Annotated in this window: 20 protein-coding genes and 1 pseudogene; 13 read left to right on the top strand and 8 right to left on the bottom strand. The window is 70.6% G+C overall.

All coding sequences use genetic code 11. From position 1 onward, the window contains the following. Window positions 1-16 precede the first annotated feature (16 nt). Window positions 17-2,323 (bottom strand): ADP-ribosyltransferase domain-containing protein, encoded by a 2,307-nt coding sequence (locus tag BCL76_RS35470; RefSeq protein WP_258310105.1) that lies wholly within the window; start codon window positions 2,321-2,323, stop codon window positions 17-19. A gap of 359 nt (window positions 2,324-2,682) precedes the next feature. On the opposite strand from BCL76_RS35470, the gene BCL76_RS35460 reads away from it, so the two are divergent. Next, window positions 2,683-4,173 (top strand): MFS transporter, encoded by a 1,491-nt coding sequence (locus BCL76_RS35460; protein ID WP_109783495.1) that lies wholly within the window; start codon window positions 2,683-2,685, stop codon window positions 4,171-4,173. 116 nt (window positions 4,174-4,289) lie between these two features. On the opposite strand, the gene BCL76_RS35455 is transcribed toward BCL76_RS35460, so the two are convergent. Then, window positions 4,290-5,009, bottom strand: a complete 720-nt coding sequence (locus BCL76_RS35455) for a DUF4389 domain-containing protein (RefSeq protein WP_109783548.1) — start codon at window positions 5,007-5,009, stop codon at window positions 4,290-4,292. A gap of 339 nt (window positions 5,010-5,348) precedes the next feature. Here BCL76_RS35455 and BCL76_RS35450 point away from each other — a divergent pair, with 339 nt between their 5' ends. Both BCL76_RS35450 and BCL76_RS35445 read left to right on the top strand, forming a co-directional pair. Continuing rightward, the gene (locus tag BCL76_RS35450; RefSeq protein WP_109783494.1) at window positions 5,349-5,759 is read left to right on the top strand and encodes a RidA family protein; all 411 of its coding nucleotides are present in this window, start codon (window positions 5,349-5,351) and stop codon (window positions 5,757-5,759) included. Between the two features lie 273 nt (window positions 5,760-6,032). Beyond that, on the top strand, window positions 6,033-6,635 hold the full coding sequence (locus BCL76_RS35445; protein ID WP_109783493.1) for a hypothetical protein: 603 nt from the start codon (window positions 6,033-6,035) through the stop codon (window positions 6,633-6,635). Window positions 6,636-6,994: 359 nt separating this feature from the next. On the opposite strand, the gene BCL76_RS35440 is transcribed toward BCL76_RS35445, so the two are convergent. Continuing rightward, on the bottom strand, window positions 6,995-7,840 hold the full coding sequence (locus BCL76_RS35440) for a hypothetical protein (RefSeq protein ID WP_109783492.1): 846 nt from the start codon (window positions 7,838-7,840) through the stop codon (window positions 6,995-6,997). Between the two features lie 323 nt (window positions 7,841-8,163). Between BCL76_RS35440 and BCL76_RS40185 the strand changes: the two are divergent. Both BCL76_RS40185 and BCL76_RS35435 read left to right on the top strand, forming a co-directional pair. Continuing rightward, window positions 8,164-8,334: pseudogene (locus BCL76_RS40185) on the top strand (IS21-like element helper ATPase IstB); the annotation flags it as partial. Window positions 8,335-8,694: 360 nt separating this feature from the next. After that, window positions 8,695-9,450 carry an ASCH domain-containing protein gene (locus BCL76_RS35435; RefSeq protein ID WP_219934013.1) on the top strand — a complete coding sequence of 252 codons (756 nt, stop codon included), beginning with the start codon at window positions 8,695-8,697 and terminating at the stop codon, window positions 9,448-9,450. Between the two features lie 78 nt (window positions 9,451-9,528). Here BCL76_RS35435 and BCL76_RS35430 read toward each other — a convergent pair whose 3' ends face one another. After that, complete coding sequence (locus BCL76_RS35430) at window positions 9,529-10,158, bottom strand: hypothetical protein (RefSeq protein ID WP_109783491.1); 630 nt, start codon at window positions 10,156-10,158, stop codon at window positions 9,529-9,531. A 611-nt stretch (window positions 10,159-10,769) separates the two neighbouring features. Between BCL76_RS35430 and BCL76_RS35425 the strand changes: the two genes are divergently transcribed. From BCL76_RS35425 to BCL76_RS35405, 5 genes are all read left to right on the top strand, one after another. Continuing rightward, the gene (locus tag BCL76_RS35425) at window positions 10,770-11,222 is read left to right on the top strand and encodes a hypothetical protein (RefSeq protein WP_146228496.1); all 453 of its coding nucleotides are present in this window, start codon (window positions 10,770-10,772) and stop codon (window positions 11,220-11,222) included. A 330-nt stretch (window positions 11,223-11,552) separates the two neighbouring features. After that, window positions 11,553-12,020, top strand: a complete 468-nt coding sequence (locus BCL76_RS35420) for a hypothetical protein (RefSeq protein ID WP_109783489.1) — start codon at window positions 11,553-11,555, stop codon at window positions 12,018-12,020. 530 nt (window positions 12,021-12,550) lie between these two features. Then, on the top strand, window positions 12,551-13,486 hold the full coding sequence (locus BCL76_RS35415) for an endonuclease/exonuclease/phosphatase family protein (RefSeq protein ID WP_375138007.1): 936 nt from the start codon (window positions 12,551-12,553) through the stop codon (window positions 13,484-13,486). A 39-nt stretch (window positions 13,487-13,525) separates the two neighbouring features. After that, window positions 13,526-14,314, top strand: coding sequence for a two-component system response regulator CseB (gene cseB, locus BCL76_RS35410; protein WP_109783488.1), 789 nt, complete (start codon window positions 13,526-13,528; stop codon window positions 14,312-14,314). Window positions 14,315-14,330: 16 nt separating this feature from the next. Continuing rightward, the gene (locus tag BCL76_RS35405; RefSeq protein WP_109783487.1) at window positions 14,331-15,605 is read left to right on the top strand and encodes a sensor histidine kinase; all 1,275 of its coding nucleotides are present in this window, start codon (window positions 14,331-14,333) and stop codon (window positions 15,603-15,605) included. A gap of 450 nt (window positions 15,606-16,055) precedes the next feature. On the opposite strand, the gene BCL76_RS35400 is transcribed toward BCL76_RS35405, so the two are convergent. Next, entirely contained in the window at window positions 16,056-16,775 is a 720-nt protein-coding gene (locus BCL76_RS35400; protein ID WP_109783486.1) for a class I SAM-dependent methyltransferase, read from the bottom strand. 644 nt (window positions 16,776-17,419) lie between these two features. Further along, entirely contained in the window at window positions 17,420-18,112 is a 693-nt protein-coding gene (locus tag BCL76_RS35390) for a DUF1062 domain-containing protein (RefSeq protein ID WP_109783485.1), read from the bottom strand. A 504-nt stretch (window positions 18,113-18,616) separates the two neighbouring features. Between BCL76_RS35390 and BCL76_RS35385 the strand changes: the two genes are divergently transcribed. Both BCL76_RS35385 and BCL76_RS35380 read left to right on the top strand, forming a co-directional pair. Continuing rightward, window positions 18,617-19,018 carry a hypothetical protein gene (locus BCL76_RS35385; protein ID WP_258310103.1) on the top strand — a complete coding sequence of 134 codons (402 nt, stop codon included), beginning with the start codon at window positions 18,617-18,619 and terminating at the stop codon, window positions 19,016-19,018. An 863-nt stretch (window positions 19,019-19,881) separates the two neighbouring features. After that, a complete protein-coding gene (locus tag BCL76_RS35380) occupies window positions 19,882-20,955 on the top strand; it encodes a site-specific integrase (protein WP_146228495.1) in 1,074 nt (357 codons plus the stop codon). A gap of 649 nt (window positions 20,956-21,604) precedes the next feature. Here BCL76_RS35380 and BCL76_RS35375 read toward each other — a convergent pair. Continuing rightward, entirely contained in the window at window positions 21,605-22,252 is a 648-nt protein-coding gene (locus tag BCL76_RS35375) for a response regulator (protein ID WP_258310102.1), read from the bottom strand. A 300-nt stretch (window positions 22,253-22,552) separates the two neighbouring features. Then, window positions 22,553-22,699: a hypothetical protein gene (locus tag BCL76_RS39300; RefSeq protein ID WP_181382869.1), complete on the bottom strand. Its 147-nt coding sequence runs from the start codon at window positions 22,697-22,699 to the stop codon at window positions 22,553-22,555. A gap of 560 nt (window positions 22,700-23,259) precedes the next feature. On the opposite strand from BCL76_RS39300, the gene BCL76_RS35370 reads away from it, so the two are divergent. Then, on the top strand, window positions 23,260-24,330 hold the full coding sequence (locus BCL76_RS35370) for a bifunctional DNA primase/polymerase (RefSeq protein ID WP_258310101.1): 1,071 nt from the start codon (window positions 23,260-23,262) through the stop codon (window positions 24,328-24,330). Window positions 24,331-24,385 lie beyond the last annotated feature (55 nt).

Here is a 24,385-nt window from a genome sequence, read left to right as displayed (position 1 = left end):
CGTGCCGGGCGGGGTGTCAGGACACCATGGAGGCGTCGTCGACCTCGGTCAGACGGACCGTGCACAGACCGCTGCGCTCGCTCTTGACGTCCGTCACCTTCAGCTGCGTGCCCGGGGTGAGGATGTACTCCTCCTCGCCCGTGAACGCGGAGAACCTCTTGATCCCGACCGCCTTCGCGGGGGTCACCTCGAAGAGCGTGCGCCTGCCGCGGCTGCCCAGGAACGACCGGGCGACGTGCAGCTGTGAGGTGCACGAGGAGACGCCCCACCAGGTGACCGTCCGGCCCACCGGGTACTGCGCCCGCAGGTCCAAGGACACACCGCGCCACAGCGGCTTCGTGTGCGCGGGCAGCCCCGAGACCGCCGAGAACAGCAGTCGCAGGTACGGGAGGTAGGGCGTGACCTCGGTGCGGTCCGGGGAGCGCAGGACGGCGTTGATCTCGCGGTAGAAGGCGGACTCGCAGGTGTAGAGGTGGAGCGCGGCGATCGCGTCGGCGGACAGGCCGGCGGACGTCTCGTCCGCCCGCCGCTTGCCGAAGTCGCGTGAGCGGTCGATGTGTCCGGTGAGCCCGGCCAGCGTCCGGGCGACGGGTGCGACGGCTTCCTGGAAATCCATCAGCGGGGTGTCGAACACGCCGGTGATCGCGGGAAGGACCAGGCCCTCGTCCTTGACGCCGGTGAGCCGATCCAGGTACAGCTGGTGCAGGTTCATCGTCGACTCGATGAAGGCGCCCATGCGTGCCGCGACCCCTCCGTCCGCGCCGGCCGCCCCCTGATCCCACCCCTTGCTCGGCAGCCAGTCGATCGGGTCGGCGCCCAGCGACGCGAGGGCCTCGTTCACCAGGGCGAAGTGGTCGCCCTCGCAGAAGATGTCGCCCTGCGCCGCCGGGTTCGCGTGGTCGATGTGCCGGACCTCGACGTCCGGATACTTCTCCTGCAGTCGCAGGACGACCCGCTTGAGATTGCGGGCGTGCGCCCCCCACCAGGCGAAGACGATCCCGCGGTCCTCCTCGTCCGCGTCCTGCTTGGCCTTGAGGATCTCCTCGACGATGCGTTCGGCGACGGGCCGCCAGAACGCCGTGTGCCGGTCGGCACCCATCGCCCCGTCACCGCTGGCGGTGAGGGAGGCGTTCAGCAGCAGCACGCCCTGCGTGAGCATCGCCTGGAACCACTGCGGCGGCCGGACGGTCTCCCGCTCCTTCAGCAACGCCCGCACCTCGGCGATCGGCGTCTTCTTGGCGATGCCGTACTTCCACATCGCCGCCGCCTTGATGAGGCAGCGGATACTGACGACCCGGCCGAACTGGCTGTCCTCCCAGTCCCCGAAGGTGTTGTCGAACATGGCTATGCCGGTCGCGCTCTCCGGCCGCGGGTAGGGGTTCTGGCCGAAGGCGACGACCTTCCACTTGTGCGGCGGGTTGGGCTTGAGCGCCTGAAAGGTCAGCTCACGCACCGGGACGACCTCGGGGCTGCGACCCTTTCCGATGAACCGCGGGGCGTCCGGCAGCGCCTCGATGACCGGCTTCAGCAGCGGAAGCCAGGGTTCGCCGCCGCCGTCGAAGAGTTCGGTCAGAGCCAGCGGGTCGTGCGCGTCGGTCATGGGAGAGGAGCTCTCGTTCGTCGTGGTCGAGGAAGGGAGATGGCCGGCGGGGACCGGCTCGACAGGCTTCGGCGGCACGATGCGTACCCGCTCCTCGACGGGGGCGTTCTCGATGCCGTTCAGCTGCGTGACGATCGTGGCGCGCAACTCGTCGTCGTCCTGGAACCAGTGGTCGTGGAAGAGGGTGTAGCCGGTCCACATGAGGTTGGCGCACACCCGGGCCGGCACCCGACCGGTCTGCGCACCCATCCCGACCAGGGCCACGGAGCGGATGCTGCCGGGCGCCCGCCGGTTCTGCCGGTGAACGGCCTGGAACGCGGCGGCGCAGGCCAGTGCCACGTTCACGGTGGCGCTGACGTTCTGCGAGGACTGCACCATGGTCGGCGTCGAGATCAGGTACCGGGGGACGGCCGCGCCCGACGGGACGCAGACCGCGCTGCCCACCGGGAGGACTCCGGCGAACCGGTCCCGGATCGCGCGCTGTACCCGTACCTGGATACCGGATCCGAGGTGGCGCTTGACGGCGGCGTCGACGCCGCCGTCCATCCGTCCCCGGGAGTTCGTGGGGGTGACCCAGGCGTCGACGTCCTCGTCGAGGATCGAGCCGCTGCGGATCTCGATGCCGGGGGTGTCCGCGAACGCCGCCCGCCACGCCTGCACCACGTGCTCGTTCACATCGGTCAGCACCACCCTCAGCGGGGGCTGAACACTGCTCTCGGTCATCGTCCGCTCCTGTCGGGAAACCGCCCCTTGCAACACGACGAACGTAGCCGTCACCACTGACAACGACGCTCGGCCGCAGGGCTGGTGAGCGGCCGTCACAGCCGCGCGAACGGCACGGCGGCCCGGCCGCGGCGGTCCGCGCGGGCGGTGCCAGGTGTGTCGCGGCGGGTGTGTCCGGGGTCCGCGCGCAAGCTGGGAGGTGTGCGCCGCCGGGCAGGACGCGGGGGAGGCGCCGGCATCGTGCCGCGGGGTGGCGCGGCCGGGCGGGCAGCCCTACGCGGCCGCGGCCGCATGTCCGGCCGGTTCGAGGGAACCCGGCAGGGCAGAAGGGGGCGTTCGAGAAGGAGGAACAGGGAACCATGGCATCCGACTCGTCGCCGGTGCCCGTGCCGGCCACCACGGGCACCGTCACCACGGCCGTGCCGGCCCGCCTGGACCGACTGCCGTGGTCCCGCTGGCACTGGATGATCGTGATCGGCCTCGGCACCGTCTGGATCCTCGACGGCCTCGAAGTCACCATCGTCGGCAACGTCGCCGGCCGCCTCGCCGAGGAAGGCAGCGGCCTCGACATCACCGCCGCCCAGGTCACCGGCGTCGCCGCCGCTCTCTACGTGGCAGGTGCCTGCTCCGGGGCGCTCTTCTTCGGCTGGCTGACCGACCGCTACGGCCGCAAGAGGCTCTTCATGGTCACCCTGGTCGTCTACCTGGGCGCCACCGCGATGACCGCGCTGTCCTTCGAATCCTGGTGGTTCTTCCTCTTCCGCTTCCTCACCGGCTTCGGCATCGGCGGCGAGTACGCGGCCATCAACTCGGCGATCGACGAGCTGATCCCCTCCCTCTACCGGGGCCGCGTCGACCTCATCATCAACGGCAGCTACTGGCTGGGCGCGATCGGCGGCGCCCTGCTGTCCGTCGTGATGCTGGACACCGACATCTTCCCCGAGAACCTCGGCTGGCGGCTCAGTTTCGCGCTCGGTGTCGTCCTCGGCCTGGTCGTCCTGCTGGTCCGCCGGCACGTCCCGGAAAGTCCGCGCTGGCAGTTCATCCACGGCAGGTCCAAGGACGCCGAGGAACTGGTGACATCGGTGGAGCAGCAGATCGAGCGGGAGAAGGGCCAACGCCTCCCGCCGCCGGCCGGTGAGATCACCGTCCACCAGCGCAGGAGCATCGGCTTCGGCCTGATCGCCAGGACGGTCTTCGGCCGCTACCCGCGCCGCGCCTTCCTCGGCCTCTCCCTCTTCATCGGCCAGGCGTTCCTCTACAACGCCATCACCTTCGGCTTCGGCACCATCCTCACGACGTTCTTCGACGTACCGACGGGCAACACCGGCTACTACTTCGCCGTCATCGCCGCGGGCAACTTCCTCGGACCCCTGCTGCTCGGCAAGCTGTTCGACACGCTCGGGCGCCGGATCATGATCTCCTCCACCTACCTGCTCTCGGGCGTGCTCCTGTTCGGCACGGCATGGCTGTTCGACCGGGGTTCACTGACGGCGACGACCATGACGGCCTGCTGGTGCGTGGTGTTGTTCTTCGCGTCGGCAGGAGCCTCCAGCGCGTACCTGACCGTCTCGGAGGTCTTTCCCATGGAGACCCGCGCGATGGCCATCGCCTTCTTCTACGCCCTCGGCACCGCGGCCGGCGGCATCAGCGGCCCGCTGATCTTCGCCGACCTCACCGCCTCGGGCGTGGTCGGCGACACGGCGCTCGCCTTCCGGATCGGCGCCGCGCTGATGTGCGCCGCCGGCATCGTGGCGGTGTTCCTGGCGGTCAAGGCCGAACGCCGCTCGCTGGAGGACATCGCCGAGCCGTTGTCGGTGGCGAAGGCGGCCCCGGCCGACTCGCGGTGACCCTCTCCTCGCCGCAGGACATGGCACGGGTCCGGGGAGGCGACGGCGCTCGCCCCGCCCGTCGCAACGAGCATCCTCGCGGGGCGCCGCGCCCCGACACGCGGGCACCGCGATGATCACGGCAACGGGTCCGGAGCCCCCTGGGTGTCGCCGCCGACTACCGGTTCCACCGCTCCTGCCAGGGGCTCGCCGCCTCCCAGGTCGAGCCGGAACGGGGGGTACTCGTCGGTCATGAGGGACGCGTAGACGAGGACCCGCAGCATCCAGCGCATCAGCCCCACGAGGAGGTCGAACAAACCCCTCGGATAGCTCCCGGTACAGGTCAGGATCACCATCGCGACCAGGGAGAGCAGGCCGACGAGACCGGAGGAGAGGGGACTGTAGTCGTCGAGGTACTGGTACGCCCGCCGGCCGCTGGTGAGCAGCAGTGTGATCACGAGGAGCTGCGGGACGACCAGCAGCCATTTGACCAGGACCAGCCCGCGGGACAGCTGCTGCGGATAGACCATGTCGACGCGGATCGGGTAGCCGGGTGTCTCTCGGAGCGTGAACGGCGGGTACTCGTCGGTGGCCATCACCGCCGAGCAGTAGTAGGTGACGCGCGTGCTCCAGCGGATGACGCCGACATTGAAATCGAAGAGTCGCCGTGGGTAACTGCCGGTGATGAGGATGCTGAAGAACGCGATGACGCTCAGCAACACGAAGGCGATGTGCAGGGGGAACAGCACGATGTAGTGCGGGATGGCGAGGATCCATTTCACCAGCCACATCCATCGGGTGAGCCGGGGATCCGGCGTCGCTTCGACGCTCAGGGGATGTGCGGTAGCGGTCACCATGACGGGCACGTCCTTTCGCTGCAGGGGCCGTACGACCATTGGGGCCCGGCGCCCGATGCGCGTCATGACCCGGAATCCCGTGGCAGGACGACACGTGACTTGACGACCACGGGGAACCAATGCCTCCCGGTGTGGAACCCGTTCAGGGCGGGAGGCGGGCAGGCGTCTCGGGCGGTACGCGGGATACGAGGGGTACGAGGGGTACGAGGGGTACGACGATCGGGCGGCCGACGGCAGTGGCCCATCACGGGAGTCGACGGGCCAGGAAAATGTGTCGAACGCGGAGCCGACCTCTGAGAAGGTCCTGAGTGCCCCCGGAACTGCTGCGGAAGGACGCCCGTGCCGCGTGCTGTCACATTGATTCGCTCTGCCTCCCTGTCCGATGTCGCGGAGTACGCCTACGCGGCCACGGCCCCGGCCGAGTCGCGGCTGATCTTCCTGGCCGGAGCATGTCCTCTGAACGAGGACGGCTCCACTGCGGCGATCGGGAACGTCGCGGGACAGGCGGCCAAGGCGGTGCAGAACATGCGGACCGCTCTGACGGACGCGGGCGCGTCACTGCACGATGTCATCAGCACCCGTGTTCTCGTCGCCTCTCACCGGCGGGAGGACCTGGTGACGGCGTGGGAGGTCGTCCGCGACGCGTTCGGTGACCACGACGTGCCCAGCACATTGATGGGTGTCACCGTGCTCGGCTACGACGGCCAGCTCGTGGAGATCGAAGCCGTCGCCGCCGTCCTCGATTCCTGAGCCGATCGCCACGCCGGCCCCGGCGAGGACGAGGAGCGGGATGAACACCCCCCTGGACATCGGGCGTCGCCGACTGCGCCTGTCCTGCCGACAGTTGCCCCGATCGCTGTTCGTTGTCGCTGTCTCCCTTGTTCTCCCCTGCCCTGTCCGGGGCCGGTGGGATCCGGGGCGCCGAGGTCTGGGAGCATCGTCGACGCGTTCTCCCGCCCCTGCGAGGAGATGGGCGGCGCAACGCTGCGTCGGCGCGGTGGTCACCCTGGCAGAGTGGGCGGTATGAGTTCCGAGTCCGTACCCGCCGAACCGCTCCGTCACCACGACGAGGGCGTATGGCTGGTCCAATTCACCGGGCGGGTACTCGTGGTGTGTCCCGGGTGCGGCGGTCGCGCGTCCGTCGTGCCGCGGCCCGGTCTCGCACCCCCGAAGTACTTCAGCGCCCTGTTCTTCCAGCCCCGCCGCCTCAGCTGCGCCGGCTGTGGAGCGGTCGCCGAGTGGGCGCCCGGACAGAAGGGTGCCGGACTGGTCGGCGCCGTGGTCGGCGGCACCGAGGACCCGTTCTTCCGCCGGCCGCTCTGGCTCCAGGCGCGCTGCGCGGGGCGGATCCTGTGGGCCTACGACGTGGAACACGTCGACGCCCTTGCCGCGTACGTGGGCGCCCGGCTCCGCGAGCACCACTCCTCGCCGACCATGGCCATGTTCGCCCGGTTGCCGGCATGGATGAAGTCCGCGTCGCACCGCGACGAGGTGCTGGCCGGCCTCGCCCGACTGCGCGCCCTCGCCGAACTGCACAGGCCGACCGACCGCTCGGACGCGGCGCACGACCGCGGGGACCGCCCGCGCCACCACGGCAGCCTGCTCTTCCGCGGAGGTCCGTACTAGACGTCCCCGTCCCGAGGGCCTGCCGGGCCGAGGGGACGGAGGACGCCGACCCGGCAGCGCCTTCGCGGCGGGGCCACCGAGCCGCTCGCCACAGCAGCCCACGCAACGGGCAGACCCTCAACCGCACCGATTACCGATCCAACAGGCCACCTCAAAACGGTGATGGTCGATGGGGCGAGACAGGCCTGCTGCCGCCACCCGAGGACCAGTCCCTCTCCGAATCCCAGGCCCACAGTGTCGGTACCGCCGCGGGCAGCGGCGGGCACGAAGCCACCTTCGGCCACGACGGCACGTCGGCACGCAGCTCAATCTCCTCTCTGCCGGCCGCTGGTTCGGCGCCTGGCGACGACCTGGCCCCATCAAGCGACGATGTTGCTCCATCGATCGAATGAGGGGCCAAGATCCCGAAGCTTGATGTCGCCGGCGGCATCCATTCGTCCGGACGCAGCTTTCACGAAGGCCCCGCCATCACTGCCGGCGCTGCTGTAGAGAAAGAGCTGGCTGCCGTCGTCGATAGGGGTGGCGCCCCAGAATCGCCCTAGCGCGACGTTCTTTTTATGGTTGAACGTGCCTGCGGAAGTGAATTGTCCAGTTGCTTGCGGGAAGGACACCCCGTCGGTGTACTGGAAGAGGGCCCAACGGCCCGAGAGGGCACTGATCGTCGACCACTTTCCGAATTGACCGACCGGGAAGCTCGCGGTCTGGGAAAAGGCGCCGGAGGAGTCGAACTTTCCGATCGCGGCCTGCGTCCCGGTCTCATCGGAAAAGTCGCCATTATAGAAGAATATGTCACCCGTCTCGAAAGGAACGATGCTCGTCCATTGCCCGAACGTCCCGGCCGGGTAGTCCTTCAGGTTGGTGTAGTTGCCGCTCGTGTCAAATTTGCCGACTTTGGCGGCACCTGTGGTGTTGTAGAAGAATACGCGACCCCCGCCAAGTGGCACGATGCTGAAGGACTTCCCGAATTGATTGGCTGGATAGTCCTTGAGATGGGTGTAGCCGCCGGCACCATCCACCCTGCCCGATGCTGACAGTACGCTTGCCCCCTCGTCGTTGTAGAAGAAGAGCACACCGCAGCCCAGGGATGCGATTTGCGACCACTTCCCAAATTGATTGACAGGGAATGTCTGCAAGTGGATGAAGGCGCCGGAAGCATCAATTTTCCCGGTTGCAGCCGTCCTGGTGTTGTAGTTGTAGAAGAACATGATTGCCTCTTCGGAATGTGCATCGCGAGGAAGGTGTTTTCTCGTACCCGCCCCCCTTCCCTTGACCCGGCGAGCCGTCGGCCGTCACAATGTTGGCCGGCTCGGGGTGAGGAATCTGGCGCTACCCTTCGAACGTACGCCTACGGACAAGTGCCTGCAACAGGTTCCCAATTCAGTTACATCCGCAATAGATGAAAGAGGTTCAGTTTCATCTGTAATAGATGAAAGAGAAACGCCTTCGGAGGTCGCGATCGGGGGCGAGAAGGCCCGAAGCGAGGTGTGGGGCGCGAGGGAGCACGCCCGGCGATCTTCCCGTGAACCCCGGCCGAGCCGTCAAGCTGATCGCGCTGGGCACCGAGGCCGCGATGGCAGGCTTCCGGGTGAAGTACGTCCTGGCGACGAAGCTGGTCAACGAGCTCTTTGAAACCGCCGACGAGAAACGGCCGACCGAGGCCATCGCCCGCTGCCTCCGCGTCGATCTCCCCGGCATCGACGGACGCAATGCACCCCGTCCCACAGCCGGGGCCCGCAGCACCGGGCGCCGCAGGTTCTGCGAGCACCCACGCCGACGGACACCTTCCAGCAGCAGCCGTACGGACCCGCCTCACCAAAAGGTTGAGTACCGGTCCGGCGCGTTCTTGAAGTCCTCGATCCCGCCGCCCCGTCGGGGTGGCGCCGGGGACCCAGGTGGGAGGCGCCGACGAACGTTCCGCCGGCCAAGGGCGAGCCGAAACCCTGTGGAGCTCGCCTTCGGGGCGTGGAATGATCTTGGGCGGTTGTCGAAGGAAGGGAAGGTCGAAAAGGTGTACGTCCCGTCGTCCGTGCGAGCTCTCGATGATGATGAGCGTGAGCTCGTGGAGCTGGCACGCCGCACCATAGACGCGCATACCGACGCCGGTCCCGATGAAGACGGGATCCACACGATGGGCGCCGCGGTCATGGCCGCCGACTACCGGATGTTCGCCGGCGTGAACCTCTACCACTTCACCGGCGGGCCCTGCGCCGAACTCGTGGCTCTGGGAACTGCGCGGGCCCAAGGCGCCCGCCAGATGCGCTGCATCGTCGCCGTGGGAAACCACGGGCGCGGAGTCATCGGCCCGTGCGGGCGCGATCGGCAGGTCTTCGTGGACTACTACCCGACCATGCGCGTCATCGTGCCCACCCCCGAGGGACTCAGGTCCGTGCTCGCCGCCGACCTGATGCCGCTGGCTCAGCGATGGACCGCGGAGGCGGGCATGAACGGTCTCGACCCGTCGCTCTACCAGGACCCCGAGACGGCCGGTCCCCCGATCATTCGGTTCAACCCCCGCTACCTCGAGGTCGTCCGCTCCGGCGCCAAGACCAGGACCACCCGCTTCCGGGACCCGGCGCGGCTCGGCCCGGCACGGCTGGTGTTCGAGAGCGACCCGGAAGTCGTCCTGTCGGCGGAGGTGACCGGTATCAGGCACTGCCTGGTCGGTGACCTCACCGACGGGGACGCCCGAGCCGAGGGCCTGACGACAGCGGCCGAACTCCGCGAAGCACTCAAGGACCACTACCCGGATCTGGCGGCAACGGACGAAGTCGACGTCGTCACCTTCCGGACCGACGACAAGAAGGACGCCGCCTGAGCCGCGGACGCGCCGACGACGGCCGGGCTGTCGGGGTCGTGCGGACGCAGGAGCGGTGACCGGGCGGGCCGCCGCCGGTCACCCGGCGGTGCCGGCCGCGGTCCGCTCCGCGGCCCTGCGCCGCAGCACGTCCTCCACGCGGGCCCGCCACAGCCTCAGCGGCTCCGGCACGCCGACGCCCACGAGGGGCGTGCCGGCCGGGGCTCCCTCGTGTCCCCGGCCCGCCTTCTGGTTCCTCTCGTACAGGGTCACCAGGTGCGCCGACCGGGGCATGTCCCGACGCAGCCGGTCGGCCCATCCGGGGGTCAGGAAACCGTGGTTGACGACGAACCGGCCGTCGTCACGCGCCGTCGTCACGTACATGAGGTGGCCGTCCGGCGACCAGAAGTACCGGATGTGAGGGTCCCGGCTCCAGCCCGGCGGCGACGGGTGCCCGGACAGTGCCTCGTGACGGGCCGTCGCCTGCTCGTGGTCCATCCATGACCGCACCCGTCCCGCGTCCTGGTACTCCTCCTCGGTGAGCGGAACCCCGAACTCCCAGAGCCTGGGCAGCATGTCCAGCTGGGTGACCTCCTGGAGGTACCGGGCCCGGGCCGGGTCGTCCCCCCGGCGGCCGGCGGCCTCCGCGTCGTGCCGACAGCTCTCCAGCCGCCGCTCCTGGTCGAACCGCAACAGGGCTGCCCAGTTGAGCTGTTCCCCAGCGGTCATGCGTGCCTCCCTCCTCCCCGGTCCGCTCGAACCGGGCCCTCGGCCCGGCAGCGCCGATCGGCGGCCCGTACCCACCGGATGATCCTCCGCCCTGAGAGCCGGCGCCAGATGGCCTGGTTGCCGGTGCTCGGCGAAGCTGTGGCTGGGTTGATGAGAACCAGGAACGGATGTCGGTGGGTTCCAGGATCATCCGCTGCCGGCCCGGCTCCGGAATGTTGCCGAGGCGGATCCTGCAGGCCTACGGCGTGGAACCGGCCCACGCCCCCGCCGCGTACATCGGCGCCCGGCTTCGCGAGCGCCACCCCCCGTCGCCCCATGGTTCCGTCCGCCCCCGGCTGCCGGCATGGATGAGGTCCGGCGTCTCACGGCGACGAGGTGCCGGCAGGCCTCGCCCGACCGCGCGCCCTCCCCGAACCGCACAGGCCGGCCGACCGCTCGGACGCGGCGCACGACCCACGCGGACCCGAACATCGCGGATGCCGAGTGCGGGGGAGAGGTCACCACCCAGGGGCGGCGGCCCGCCCCACCGTCGACACCGTCACGGAAAGTGTGCCTCTGTTACGGAGAGTTTCCGAAGGGGTAGGGCTGAGGTTCCCGACCCTGGAGGAACGATGTCCGATTCTGCCCGGCAGCCGGTGCGGCCCGAGGTCACCCTGTTCAGCGGTAGCGGTCACACGGGTGACAGCTGTGTCCTGCCGATGGACGGCTCCACCTACTCCCTGAAGGCGACCGGTCTGAACAAGATCGCCTCGGTCAGGGTCGACTGGCCCGACCACGGCATGGCGAAGCCGGTCGTCCGCCTGTACTCCGAGGTCCCCACCCAGCAGTTGGACTTCGCAGCCGGCCAGGGGTCCGCCTTCCGGGACTTCATCGCCGACACCGTCGACACCGGCAAGTGGGCCGGCGCGAAGTGCGTCAAGGGCTACGCCGACGACGGGAGGGAGAAGGAGCGCGCCGGCTTCTGCGGTCACCGGGGCGAGCGGATCGTCCTGGACACCCTCGCCGCCCCCGACGCCACGCCCGAGTTCAGCCGGTCGAGTGCGGGCCGCGGCCTGTACGGCTGACTCCTGACAGCAGGGCGACGCCCCGGGCCGCGAGGAGCCGCGCACCGCACCCTCGACGCGTTCCCGACCATGTCCGATTCCGCCGGCATCGGTTCCGACCGGCTCGCACGGTCGCTCGTCGGCGCGCTGCGTGGGGTGAGTGCTCCCGGCACCTGTACGGGGGCGGGGGCCCGGAGGTGGTGGGCCAGGCGGCGTCGGGCGACGGCTCGGTGCCGGTGGTGGCCGGGTCGCGGGTTCGTCGACATGGTCCCGGTGCAGCATCAGAACATGCGATCGATAGCATCGCGTCGCGACGTCGCCGTCACCGTCGCCTGACGAGGTGGGGAAGCCATGAGCGACGACGTCCTGTCGATCATTCCGAACGATCCGCAGTGGCAGCCGGATCGCGATGCGGTCGATCACGTCATCGCGCTCGTCGAGGAGCTGACTCCCGGCGTTGCCGACGGCGTGGACGTGGAGATCGACGTGACGTGGCACGACGTGGTGACCGCCGTCGACTGCGGGGAGAACCTGGAGAGGATCGGTTGCCCCTTGTGTCAGGCGGCCATCGACACGGAGTGGTGGGGCGACCTCATGGAGGCTCACTGCGACGACGGTTTCACCACGCTCGCGGTCGAGGTCCCCTGCTGTGGAGGATCAACCACTCTGGACATGCTGGACTACGACCGGCCCTGTGGCTTCGCCCGTTTCGAGATCGCCATCTGGAACCCCGAACGTCTCTGGTTCAGCGAGGACGAGCTGACGGCACTGGCGGACCGACTGGGCCATCCGGTGAAGCAGATACGGGCCCACATCTGAACTTCCGCAGCTCGGCCGAGTACCTGTTGCTCGGCTCGGGCGCGGGTAGCGGCGACTCGGCAGGAGTCGGTTCCGGTCCCGATGACGTCGCCGGCCGCCGAAGGCGAGGCGGCCGTGTCGGGGGCGGTCGTGCGACGGGTGGGAGGGGTCCCCGCGCTTGCTCATGGCAGAGGTCGAACAGGCCTGAGTGCCCGACCGAGAAGCGCGGTGCGGACGGAGGAGAGCACCGGTTCGCTTCCGGCCGTGGTGACCGGGGCTGCCGTCCGTCGCCTTCCGGTGAAGGCCGGTCGTCGTTCGTGCAGGCCTGACCGATACCCGGCTGAAACCCAACCGCGGGGCCCCCGAATGGCTCTCCTGACGCCCTGGAAGGGCGCGTCTTCGAGGCTGTGCCGGTACCGGATCACCGGCGTACGCGACATCGGAAGGCCATTGCCGTGCTGAGCACCCCGTACCGTTCTGAGGCCACAGGGGAAGAGGAGCAGCCGTCCGGCCCGCTTCCGCCTCGTCCCGCCGGCCGCCCCCGCGCACTCCTGGCCACCGGCCGTGGCCTGCCGATCGCCGCCGGCGCGGTGTGCGCGGCCCTGACGATGGCCCTGTACCCCTGGATCCCGAACGGGCCCTTCAACCTCGGCAGCCTGTTCCAGACCTTCCTCCCCTGGGCCGGGCTGAGCATCCCCGTCCTCCTCCTGGCAGCGGCGATACGCCGCTCCCGGCTCGCGGCCGTCGCCGTCCTGGCCCCCCTGACCGTCTGGGCCTGCCTGTTCGGCGGGACCCTCACCGACAAACGATCCGAGCGATCCGAGCGGTCCGGCGGCACGAACCTCACCGTGGTCAGCCACAACGTGGACGAGGAGAACCCCGACCCGGCGCGGACCGCGCGAGCGCTCGCCGCATCCGGCGCGGACGTACTGGCCCTGGAGGAGATGTCCTCGAAGGCCACGCCCGCCTACGAGCGCGAGCTCGCCGCCGGCTACCCGTACCGCTCCGACACCCTCGGCGTCAGACTCTGGAGCAAGCACCCCCTCAACGACGTGGAAGCGGTGCCGATCATGCCGTGGACGCGCGCCGTACGGGCCACCGTCGAGACCCCCGGCGGCCCCGTCGCGGTCTACGCCGCCCACCTCGCCTCGGTACGCCTGACCCCGGACGCCGGATTCACCACCGCCCGCCGCAACGACGCCGCCCAAAAGCTGGCCGCGGCCGTGCGGGCGGAGCCGCTGCCCCGGGTCGTCGTGATGGGCGACTTCAACGGAACGGCGCAGGACTCCGCCCTGCGACCGGTGACCTCCCAGCTGACCTCCGCGCAGCACGAGGCGGGCGCCGGCTTCGGCTTCACCTGGCCCGCCGCGTTCCCCATGGTCCGCATCGACCAGATCCTGGTGAAGGGGATGAGCGCGACCTCCGCGTGGACCCTTCCCGCCACCGGCAGCGACCACCTCCCCGTCGCGGCCTCCCTCCGGCTGTGACCGCAGCACGGATACCACTGACTAGGATGAACTCCCCACATGTCCGTTTCTGAGCAGGTAGGTGGCGTGTCGGCACCCCGGGTCCCGGACCCCGTCAGCATCCTCGTCGTCGAGGACGACGCCACCATCCGCCGCGCCGTACAACTGTCCCTGGAGCGGTACGGCTACCAGGTCGCGGTGGCCGAGAACGGACTCGACGGCCTCGAGGCGTTCCGAGCCGGCAGCCACGACCTGCTGATCCTGGACGTGATGCTGCCCGAACTCGACGGCATCGGGCTGTGCCGCCGGATCCGCGAGCAGAGCCTGGTCCCGGTCCTGATGATGTCCGCACGCGGCGACGCCCTCGACGTCGTGTCCGGACTGGAGGCCGGCGCCGACGACTACGTCGTCAAACCCGTCGACACCCCCGTCCTCGTCGCCCGCATCCGGACGCTGCTGCGCCGCGCCACCTTCCGGCCCGCCCAACCGCAGACGACGCCGACGCGGGGGGCCGGACCGGCCCATCCCGCAGCCGTCCCCGCGGACGCAGGGACGACCCCCGGGGAACTGGTCTTCGGGGACCTGTCCGTGAACACCCTCGGCCTGGAGGTACACCGGGCCGGACGGCCCGTTCCGCTGACCCCCACCGAGCTGCGGCTGCTGCTGGAGTTCGCCGCGGCTCCCGGCGCCGTGCTCGACCGCCGGCGTCTCCTGAGGGACGTGTGGGACTACGGCTGGGAGGGCGACACCCGGGTCGTGGACCTGTGCGTGCTGCGGCTGCGCAAGAAGATCGGAGCCGAACGGATCGAGACCGTCCGGGGCTTCGGCTACAAACTCGTCCGCGGCTGAGGGGTCGGCCGCACCCATGCCACTCCTCAACCCGCGTGCCCTGCGCTGGAAAATCGCCGCCCTGACCGCGGCCGCCTGCTGCGCGGTGGCCGCCGTGATCGGCGTCCTCGTCCACCAGGCCATGGCCGAACGAAGCGAGCAGACCTGGAACGAACGCCTCTCCGCCCGCCTGGCAGCCGCGGAGCGCGAGTACACCCGCACGGGCACCGCGCCGCTCGATGTCGAAGTCCTCACCCCGGAGCGGCTCGACGCACCCCTCGCGCGGGCGCTGGCCACCAAGGACCCGGCCGCTCTGTACGCGACCTGGAACGACCGCAAACCCCCCAACTGGTACTGGATGTGGGCGGCCATGCCCGTCGACGGCGGCCGAGTACTCGTCGCCCGGACGGACATGAGCTCCGAGGTGCGCGGCCTCCAACTCCTGGACCGCAGCATCCTCAAGGCCGTGCTCGCCGCCCTCCTGGTCGTCGTACCGCTCGCCGCCCTGGCCACCGAACCGATGAACCGCAGGCTGCGCCGGGGATCCCGCACGGCCCGGGCCATCGCCGACGGCGACCTCGACGCCCGGATCGGACCGGGCGGCCGGGCCCGCGACGAGATCACCGAGATGTCGGCGGCCGTGGACGAGATGGCCGCCGCCCTGCAGCAGAAACTGGAGGGCGAACGCCGCTTCACCGCGGATGTCGCACACGAACTACGCACCCCACTGATGGGGTTGTCCACCGCCGCCGGGCTCCTCCCGGAGGACGACGAGGTGGCCGAACTCGTCCGGGACCGTGCCCGAGCCCTGAACGGGCTGGTCGAGGACCTCCTGGAGATCTCCCGGCTCGACGCCGGAGCCGAACGGGCGCGGACCGACGCGGTGCCGCTGGGCGAACTGGTCACCGACATCGTCCGCCGCACGGGGACACCGACCGCCGTGGCGGTCCGCGCCACCACGATCCTGGAGACCGACCCACGCCGGGTGGAACGGATCGTGGTCAACCTCGTCACCAACGCCCACCGGCACGGAGCCGACCCCGTCGAAGTCGCCGTGGAGCCCACCGCCACCGGCGCGCGGATCCTCGTACGGGACCAAGGCCCCGGCTATCCCGCCGCGCTGCTCACACAAGGACCGCAGCGCTTCCGTACGGGAAGCCCCGAACGCGGGCGCGGGCACGGACTCGGGCTGACCATCGCACTCGGACAGGCGGGCGTCCTCGGCGCCAGGCTGGCCTTCGTGAACGCTCCCGAGGGAGGCGCGATCGCCACCCTCGACCTGGACGGCGTACGCGCTCCCTCCAGCAGCTGAAACGGAACCCCGACACGCCTCCCCGACAGCGCGAACAGACGCGCGCGGATCCGGAAGCACGACTCCTCGAAGGCGATCCCGGCGAGGTCCCGCACCCGCCTCACCGGACGATCCCCGATCTCCGCCCACCACCATCGCACCCCTTCCGACCAGCGCCGGTCCGGCCCGCGCGGGCACATCCGGTTTCGGGTCGAGCCAGGACGCCCCGGACAGATCTCCCACCGCCCGCCGTGCCGTGGTACCCGCGCACCACGGGCAACCCGGGGCCGGTCGCGACGGGCTACGAGGAGGCGGCCGGCAGAGGACGACCGAACGGGAACGCGAGCCGGAGACCGAGCCCCTTGCCCGGTTCCCCCGAGCGCGGCGCCCACGAACGGCACACCGACCCCACCACCGTCACCCGGACATGACGCACATGATCGACACGCCCCGTACGCGAGAGGCGTCGATTCAGGGGCGGCCCGCGACGAACCAGCGGGCCGGGAGTTCGACTGGGGAGCCGTCGGGGCGGGTCTCGCTCATGGCCAGCGCGGTGGTGCCTTCGTCGAGGATGCTGAGGCCGGCCGCCCGCAGCAGGGCGGCGACTTCACCCTCGGCGACCTCGCCAGGCCGTAGGTCGTGCTCCTTGACGCGACGCAGCTTGGGCGAGGGCCCGCCGGGCTGCGCCGCGATCGACGCGATGACCTCCTTGGCCTCGCCGGTCGGTTCCAGGACGAGAGCCCGGCCGTACTCGCCGACCAGCCGGGCGGTCGCCGCGGCCACCGCCGGGCGGTCCTCGGGGTCACTCTGGTGCAGGACGGCCCGCATGTAGACGTTCGTATCGCCGAGACGCTCGTGCAGGGCGCCGACCTGGGCCGGGTCGGCCAGGTTGAGCTGCTCGTACGCGGCGACGCCGTCCGGGTCGGCACGGCGGGCATGCGCGACGGCGGCAGCCGAGAGGTCGACGCCGACGGCACGGGCGAAACGGGTGGCGAGGAAGCGGGTCTGGGTGCCGTTGCCGCAGCCGAGATCGGCGACCGGCAGGGCGGGATCGGCATACGGGGCGAGGTGGTCGAGGTCGCGCCGCGCGGTGAGCGCCGGGTCGGCGTCCCAGAACGCCTCGCCCGGTTCCCCGGAGCTCTGCTCCCAGAAGCCGTCCCAGGCGGTGCGGTAGCGGTCGGACAAGGTCATGGGATCTCCTCGCGGGTGGACGGCGGCCGACGCCTCGGGCTGCGCCGCGCCCGGTGGCTACCCGCCTGCCGGCCGACGTAGTGCTGTGACCGGAAAGGTTCACCGAGACGTGGCGCCGGGCACGGGACCTCGCCCCACTCCTCCCTGCCCTCCGGGACACGACGATCCCGAGGCCGATCCACGCCGACTCGAACTCGGACGGTTCCTGCGGGGAGATCCGCCACCGGTCCGCGTACGACGCTGTCACGACGGATTGCCGCGTCCGCCGTCGCCGGCATCGGCGGGATGACCGCGTACGCCGCGGTGTTCCTCGTGCTGCCGGCCGTCCGCTGCTTCGCAGGCAAGCTCTTCGCACCCCGACCGGTCGTGGCCAAGGCCCTGCTCGCCCGCCGGGGTCACATCCTGCTGCCCCTCGTCCTGGGGGCGGGCGCCGCGACTTCGACCGCGCCGGGTCGAACGAGCAGACCTCCCACTACGCCGTTCCCCTCCGGCGGACCGACGGGGGGTGGCGAGAGTGGCCGGACTCGGCGGCCAGGGCGCGCCGGTGCAGGACCGGGGGCCGGCGCCGCACAGAGCAGGGCCTCCTGGCAGCTCGAAGGTCGTCTACGCCGACAAGCTGTCCGGAAGGCCCTGCCGCCCCGCTCCTACGCTCCCGCCGCCGACCGCGACGCGTGCTGCGACGAGTCGTGCAACCCGACGCGACTCAGGACGCTGCGCACGTCGCTCGGAGCGCCAAGGAGCTTCGAGTGCTTCGCAGCATCGACGGAACCGAGATCGTGGACGGTGAGCTCGAAGTCACGATGCGCCTTGGCGTCCAAGGCCAGCGGCAGGTGGATACGCCCGTCCTCGACCATGCGCCGTACCCCACTGCGGCTGAGACCGAGCCCGCGCATGAGCAGTCGTTCGACCCGGACCGGCGCGGGCCATTCGAAGCTGACCAGGACACTGAACGGTGCCGGGTCGTCGAGTGCGTAGAGGGGCGTACGGGTCTCCACCTCCCACGTACCGGTCCAGTCGAGGCGGTATCCGTTCTTGGCGGCCAGTGACTGACTGATCGCCAGCTCCCTTACTACGGCCGGGTCGTTGTTCTCGTACGCCACCAGGCGAGCGGGCTCCAGCGACGAGACGTGAACGCGCTCGTGGACGGGCACCTTCGAGGTCCGGTCGCACCCTGCACAGCTCAGGAGAAGCCAGACGTCGAGGAGTTTGCCGCTCGCGTTGACACGGATCTTGCCCGAGGGACGGTGCCGGCTGCTGGAGCAGTCCGGGCAGGGGCGTACGACGGCGGGCAGCGCGGACTCACGCACGGCCCACAGGGCCTTGCGGTCAGTATTCATGAATGTGGTTGCTTTCAGGACCGACCAGGAGCCCTCGCAGGCGAGGCTGCGGCTCCCGGGACATGACGGGTGCACACGAGGGCGCGAGTCATCGCCTCGGGGCCGAGTCGTCAGGCTCCGGGGTCAACCGCGCGACAGGTCGGCTTTGCTACGTGGCAGCCGTTACAGGTCCATGCAGGCGATCATGATCGAGGCCACGACCCGCGAGCAACTCGTTTTCCGCGGGCCGCCCACCGACAGGCCGTGGCGCCGCAACGAGGCCGTGGCACCGCACCGGCCTCGTCGCAGGCAAGGCCTGGATCGCTTCCCCTGCCGCGAACTGGCCTCTGCGGAACTGGGGTTGCCTCAGAGACCAGTGACTCTTGCCGTTGTTCCGACGTCGAGGGGTGTTGGCCGAACCGGAATCCCCGATCGTGCGACTTCGACCGATGCCGTGCATCAGAGCAGGGCACCGCGCCCGAGGGTGCTCTGGACGGGCGCCGGGTACATGGTGGAGGCCGGGAAATGACCTGGCGCTTGCCGTTGCGGCCCGTCGGCATCGACGGGCCGTCCGAGGGCAGCCTGGACCGGGCCGACTGGAATCGCCTGGTCGACATCCTCGCCGAGCACAGCCCACAGGGTGCCGAGACGCGCTGCCTGGCCTACTACAACCCGCTGCTGCAGAGGGCCGAGGACTTCGACAACCTGCACGTCCGGTCCGGCACGCTCGCGGATGCCAAGGCGTTGTACGACCACCCGGAGGAGGACGGTTGGACCCCGTCCAACCTCTGGTCCCAGGACCGGTCCTGGGTCCTCTGCACGGACTACGACCTCTGGGCCACCAAAGTGGCGGGCCCTGCCCCGCTCGTCGAGGCCCTCCTGAACGACACGGAAATCGAGGCCCTCCGACTGCCCTGGGCCCTCTGACCCCGACCGCCCAACCCGGGAACGACCAGGTGCGGCCAAGAGTCCACATGAAGCGGCGCACGGTCGCAAGAGCGCTACGCCGAGGTGAGATCGGGTCGCGGCGGCTCGGTGGTGAAGGTGCGGTGGGCGCGGACGAGAGCCATAGGACGTCGAGACGGCGGCGGGCCAGAGCGAGGATCGCCTGCTCGTGGCTCTCGCCCTCGCTTCTTTTCCGGTCGTGGAACGTCTTCCACGTGGGACGGAAACGGGCGGCGATCCGTAGAACACGCGAAGGAGCCGGCGAGGCGTCCCGCGGTGCCGAAGGCCTCCATGTCCCCGCCGGTGCAGGCGATGAACTCCGCCCCCGGCAACGGGCCCGTACCCGGCATGCTTCAGGACGTCAGGGAAGGCGCGGAACGAGATCCAGCCAGGCCGACACGTCTCGGAAGGCAGGGTCGTCACCTTCCCACGAGTGCGCGGAGGGGAAGCAGCGCAGTCAGCATGTTCTTGACCCGGCCCCACGTCGGTCCTGTGCGGCCCGCGGCTCTGATTCCTGCGTGGCGTCGGAGCCGTGCCATTTCCCCGGTGCCGAAGGTCCCTGATCTCCCCGAGCGGTTGGGGCCTTCGTGCTGTACCTCGACGGCCTCGCGTATGCCGCGGAACACGGTCGCGACTCCGATGCCGAACCCTGCCGTCGGCCGGCAGCTCGCTGGTGGGCGAGTGCGTGCCGCCGTAGGGTGGCGCAGGAGTGGGTACGGTAAATAACGTGATCCTGCCTTCGGGCGTGGTCGGTGGTGTTTCGGACGGTGTCTGGCTTTGTGGGGGTTGGGTTGTCCGGTGTGACGTGTCGGGCGGTGCGGGGGCTTGCGGGGGCGGTGGAGCGGGTGGCTCCTCGGAGTGGGGTGTGGGAGGAGCGGTTGCCCGCGGTGGGGGTGAAGGTGTCGCGGGTGCGGGCGCGGCAGTTGTGGATGGTGGTGGGGATGTGGGAGCGGGCGTTGAGTTCGGAACGCCTGCGGGGGATCGGGGCCGGTCCGGTGCAGGGGCTGTTCGAGCGGCCCGTGTTGCGGGTGTTCTGGGACCTGGCGCGCGCGGGGGAGCTGCGTGCGCTGGAGCCCGGGCAGGGGCGTGAACGCACCTTGCCGGTGGCGACGTTGCGGATCGTGCGGGACTGCCTGGGGATCATGGCGGGGCTGGTGGTGCCCGAGGGGACCACGGTGTCGTTGCCTGTGGTGGAGCAGCCGGAACCCAAGGCGGTGGTACGGGTGGAGATGCTGGGGGAGGTGTACCGGGGACTGGTGGAGCTGGCCGCGGGGGGCCCTCTGGAGCGGGACGGCAAGACGTTGTCCTTCGAGGACCGTACGCGGCTGCTGGCCATGGTGTGTCTCGTACTGGACACCGGCGCGCGATCGGGGGAGCTCGCGGCGCTGCGCCTGGACGATCTGCCGCCCGGCCGTCGGACCGTCGGGCTGCGGCGCCGGCAGCAGAAAGCGTCGCCGAACCGTGCCGAGGAGATCGCCGAACTTGCCGGAGTCGCACCGTCGTCGGCGCGTGCGGTGCTGTGGGGCCAGGGCCACCGGCTCTCCGAGTCGCTGCGCCGTCGTGTCGAAGCCGCCCGGGACCAGCTCGAGCCGCTGCCCGACACCGAGTGGTACGCGCTACGGCCCGGCACCCAAGTGGCCCTGCGGCGCTGGTTCGAGGTGCGGGAACGGCTCGTGGAGCCCCTCCAAGGGGGACGTAACGCGCTGTGGGTCACGCTGGTCCCCACCAAGGCGGGGCCTCCCGGCATCACCCTGCGGCCCCAGGGGCTGACCCAGGCCTTCGCCCGCGGCATGACCGCGCTGAACTGGGTCATGGCCGGCCGGCCCGGCTGGGAGCCCATGCCGATCCGCATGGAGCAGCTGCGCCGCGCCCTCACTCCCGAACCCCTCCCCGTGCCCTGCACCGGTACCAGTAAATAACGTGATCCTTGCGCGCGGTCTGCTCCGCAGACTCATCGCGCCGTCGCTACGCGACGGTCGGCGGGTGCTTTCCCCGCCGCTCCGCGGCGAGCCCGCACACACGTCTTCGCCGCTCCGCGGCGAAACAGGGGGAGGGGAGTGGAAGGGGGACGGAAATCGCTTCTGTCCCGATCGGTTCGGTTCCGTACCGGAGCGCTCCGCGCTCCCGGGGGCACGGAGCGGGTGCCGGACTTCGATGCCGGGTGCGCCATGTCGGTGGGTTCCCCCCGTTGGTGGGTTCCCCTCTCTCCCCTGTGGGGGTGAGTTGAGGTACTGGCTGAGGTACCGACGGGTGAGTGGCCGGCCCAGGTACGGTCTCGGACCGTTTCGGTATCGGTAGGCGGACGGGCGGTGCACGGGCAGTGCCGCGAGCCCCTCGTCGGCACGCTCGCCGATCAGGGCGGTGACGCGACCGGCGGCAGCCAGGTCGTCGGCGGGGCCCTGCCGCAGCTGCGGGGGAGACGGGCCTCCCGCGCACAGTCCGCCGCCCGCGCCGTCCGTGACGCATACCTGCCGGGCCCGGACATGCTCCAGGGCGCCGCGGGTGGGCGTACCGCGCCGCCGGGCCGGTGTGATCGGCGAGGCGGTTCCGGAAGCGGCTGGCGGTGTGTCAGGGGTGTCGTGAGGGGCCCGCCAGGCCGTTCTCGTACGCCAGGACCACCAGGTGAACCCTGTCGCGGGCGTCGAGTTTCGCCAGGAGCCGGGTCACGTAGGTCTTGGCCGTCGCGATGCTGATGGTCAGCTCGCGGGCGATCTCGGTGTTGGTCAGGCCCGCGCCGATGAGGACGAGGACCTCCTTCTCCCGGTCCGTGATGCCCTGCAGCCGGCCCGTGGGCGCGGCGGTGGTCGACGGCGGCCGGGCGGTGAAGTTCTTGATGAGGCGCCGGGTGACTCCCGGCGCGATCAGCGCGTCCCCGGCGGCGACCACCCTGATGGCCCCGAGGATCTCCTCCAAGGCCATGTCCTTGACCAGGAAACCGGCCGCCCCGGCGCGTAGTGCCCCGTACACGTACTCGTCCTCGTCGAACGTCGTCAGGACGATGACCTGTGCCGCCGAGGGGCCCGCCGCGATCCGCCGGGTCGCCTCGATGCCGTCCATGCCAGGCATCCGGATGTCCATCACGATGACGTCCGGCGCCGCGTCCTCCGCGAGCCTGACCGCCTGCGCCCCGTCACCGGCCTCGCCGACGACCTCCATGTCATCGGCCTGGGCGATGACCATCTGCAGCGCGGTCCGCACCAGCGGCTGGTCGTCCACCAGCCCGACCCTGATCACCGCACACCCCGCTCGGCACCCGCGCCCACGCGTCCAACGCCCACGCGTCCCACGCCCACGCATCCCACGCCCACGCGTCCCACGGCGGCGCGGGTGCCGGCGGCGCGGGTGCCGGCGGCGCGGGTGCCGGAGGAAGGCAGGACAGGGTGGTGGTTCCCGGGGGCGCGGCGGGCGGGCGGTGGCTCGGGTGTGGCGGCGGGCATCCGTCCATCGTAGTGCGACCCGCCCCCGACCACCCTCCACCCGCGGCCACCCCTTGCGCCCACTCCCGCAGGCCCAACGTCACCGGTCCGGAAGCATGTTGACGGCGGAGCAGTTCCAGCAGTCCGCCTCCACCGGCAACAGGTACTGCTCCGCCCACAGCCCGGACGGCCTGTCCCACACGCTGTTCGTCTCGCCGCAGGTCTCGCACCGGTACTCGTCGTCCATGCCCCGCTCCCTTCTGCTCTGCGCAGGGCCGCGAGCCTGACAGCCACTCCGCCGGACGGACAGCGCCCCCGGGCGCAGTTGGACAGCCACACGAAGCATCCGCATCTCCCGCACCAAAAAGCCACTCCTGCCCCGCGGGGGCGGGGCAGCGACTCAAGAACCCCGCACCCACGGGGACTTCGGTCGCTGCACCGGAAGTGCATCCTCACAGGTCACGGGCCTGTCGGGGCGCGGCGAGCGACCGAAGCGACTCTCGTCTTCCATATATGGAAGCCATGAAGGAGTGTGCTGACGTCCTCATAGACCGGAACTTCGGTCGCTTCAGTCGCTGTCGAGGGGGCGCCGAACCGCTCCCAGCTGGGGTTTCGCCGCCTGAGCCGCGCAGCGACCGAGCGAAGTCCGGTCGCTGCGCGCGGCGGTGGCCGCAGCGATTTTGGCTGTGTTCTCGATCGACAAGCTGTTTTAGTCTGTGTTCACCGAAGGGTCGCTTCGGTCGCTCTGGGGGGATGCGGATGCTTGATGACCTGCGACGTCATCACACTGACGCATGGCGCGGCGCCATGCCCGGCAACACACGACTGGCCACCGCGCTGTGGTGCGCCGAGCAGGGCTGGCCGGTTCACCCCCTGCTCCCCGGGCGCAAGATCCCCCTGGCCAACTGCACCGCCTGCCGCACCCCGGGACACACACCCGTCGGCTGCCCCTGCCCCGCGGCCCACCGCTGGTGCCACGGCTTCCACGCCGCGACCCTCGACACCGACCGCATCACCCGCTGGTGGACGGACAACCCCCACCACGGAGTAGGCGTCGCCTGCGGCCCCGCCCGCCTGGTCGTCATCGACATCGACACCCACCCCGCACCCCCGCCCGCCCGCGACCGGATCTGGCCCGGAATCGAGATCGGCGACACCGTCGACCTCACCGGCCTCACCGACGGCTTCGACACCCTCGCCGTCCTCGCCGCCCTGCGCGGCCAGGACAACCCCGCCCACGACACCTCCACCCTGCGCGTACGGACACCCTCCGGCGGACTGCACCTCTGGTACCGCGCCGACGCCACACACCACTGGCGCTGCTCCTCGGGCAACAGCCCCCGGCGCGCCCTCGCCTGGCAGGTCGACATCCGCGCCCACGGCGGCTACATCGTCGCCCCCACGACCACCACCCCCACCGGCACCTACCAGCCCCTCGACGGCTCCCCGACCCCCGCCCCCCTGCCCGGCTGGCTCGCCGCCGAACTCGAACGCACCGGCCACCACCGCCCCCACATCCCCCACGTCCCGCACCCCCGCAGCCCCCGCCGGGCCCCCGCACGCGCCCAACAGGCCGTACGGGCCGCAGGCGCGGGACACCAGCGGATCAGAGGGATCATGACCACCGTCCTGCAGGAGATCGACGACTGCGGACGCGTCCACGACGGTGCCGGCTTCACCGCCGTCCTCAACCGGGCGGCCTACACCTTAGGAGGACTGGTGGCCTCCGGCCACATCACCCAGGACGCCGCCACCCAGGCCCTGCAGGACGCGGCCCACGCCGCCCGCCCCGGACAGGACCGGCGCTCCATGCAGATCATCGCCGGCGGCATGAGCGCCGGCCTGGCCCACCCCCTCACACCCGGCAGGCGCCGGTGAGCACCCCCACCACCCCGCCCCCCACCACCGGACCCGCAACAGACGTCTTCGACAC

Origin of the sequence: Streptomyces sp. CG 926 (assembly GCF_003148825.1) — a bacterium.
Lineage (GTDB): Bacteria > Actinomycetota > Actinomycetes > Streptomycetales > Streptomycetaceae > Streptomyces.
Note: the sequence above shows the minus strand (reverse complement) of the source record. Positions and strands in the feature narration are given on the sequence as shown.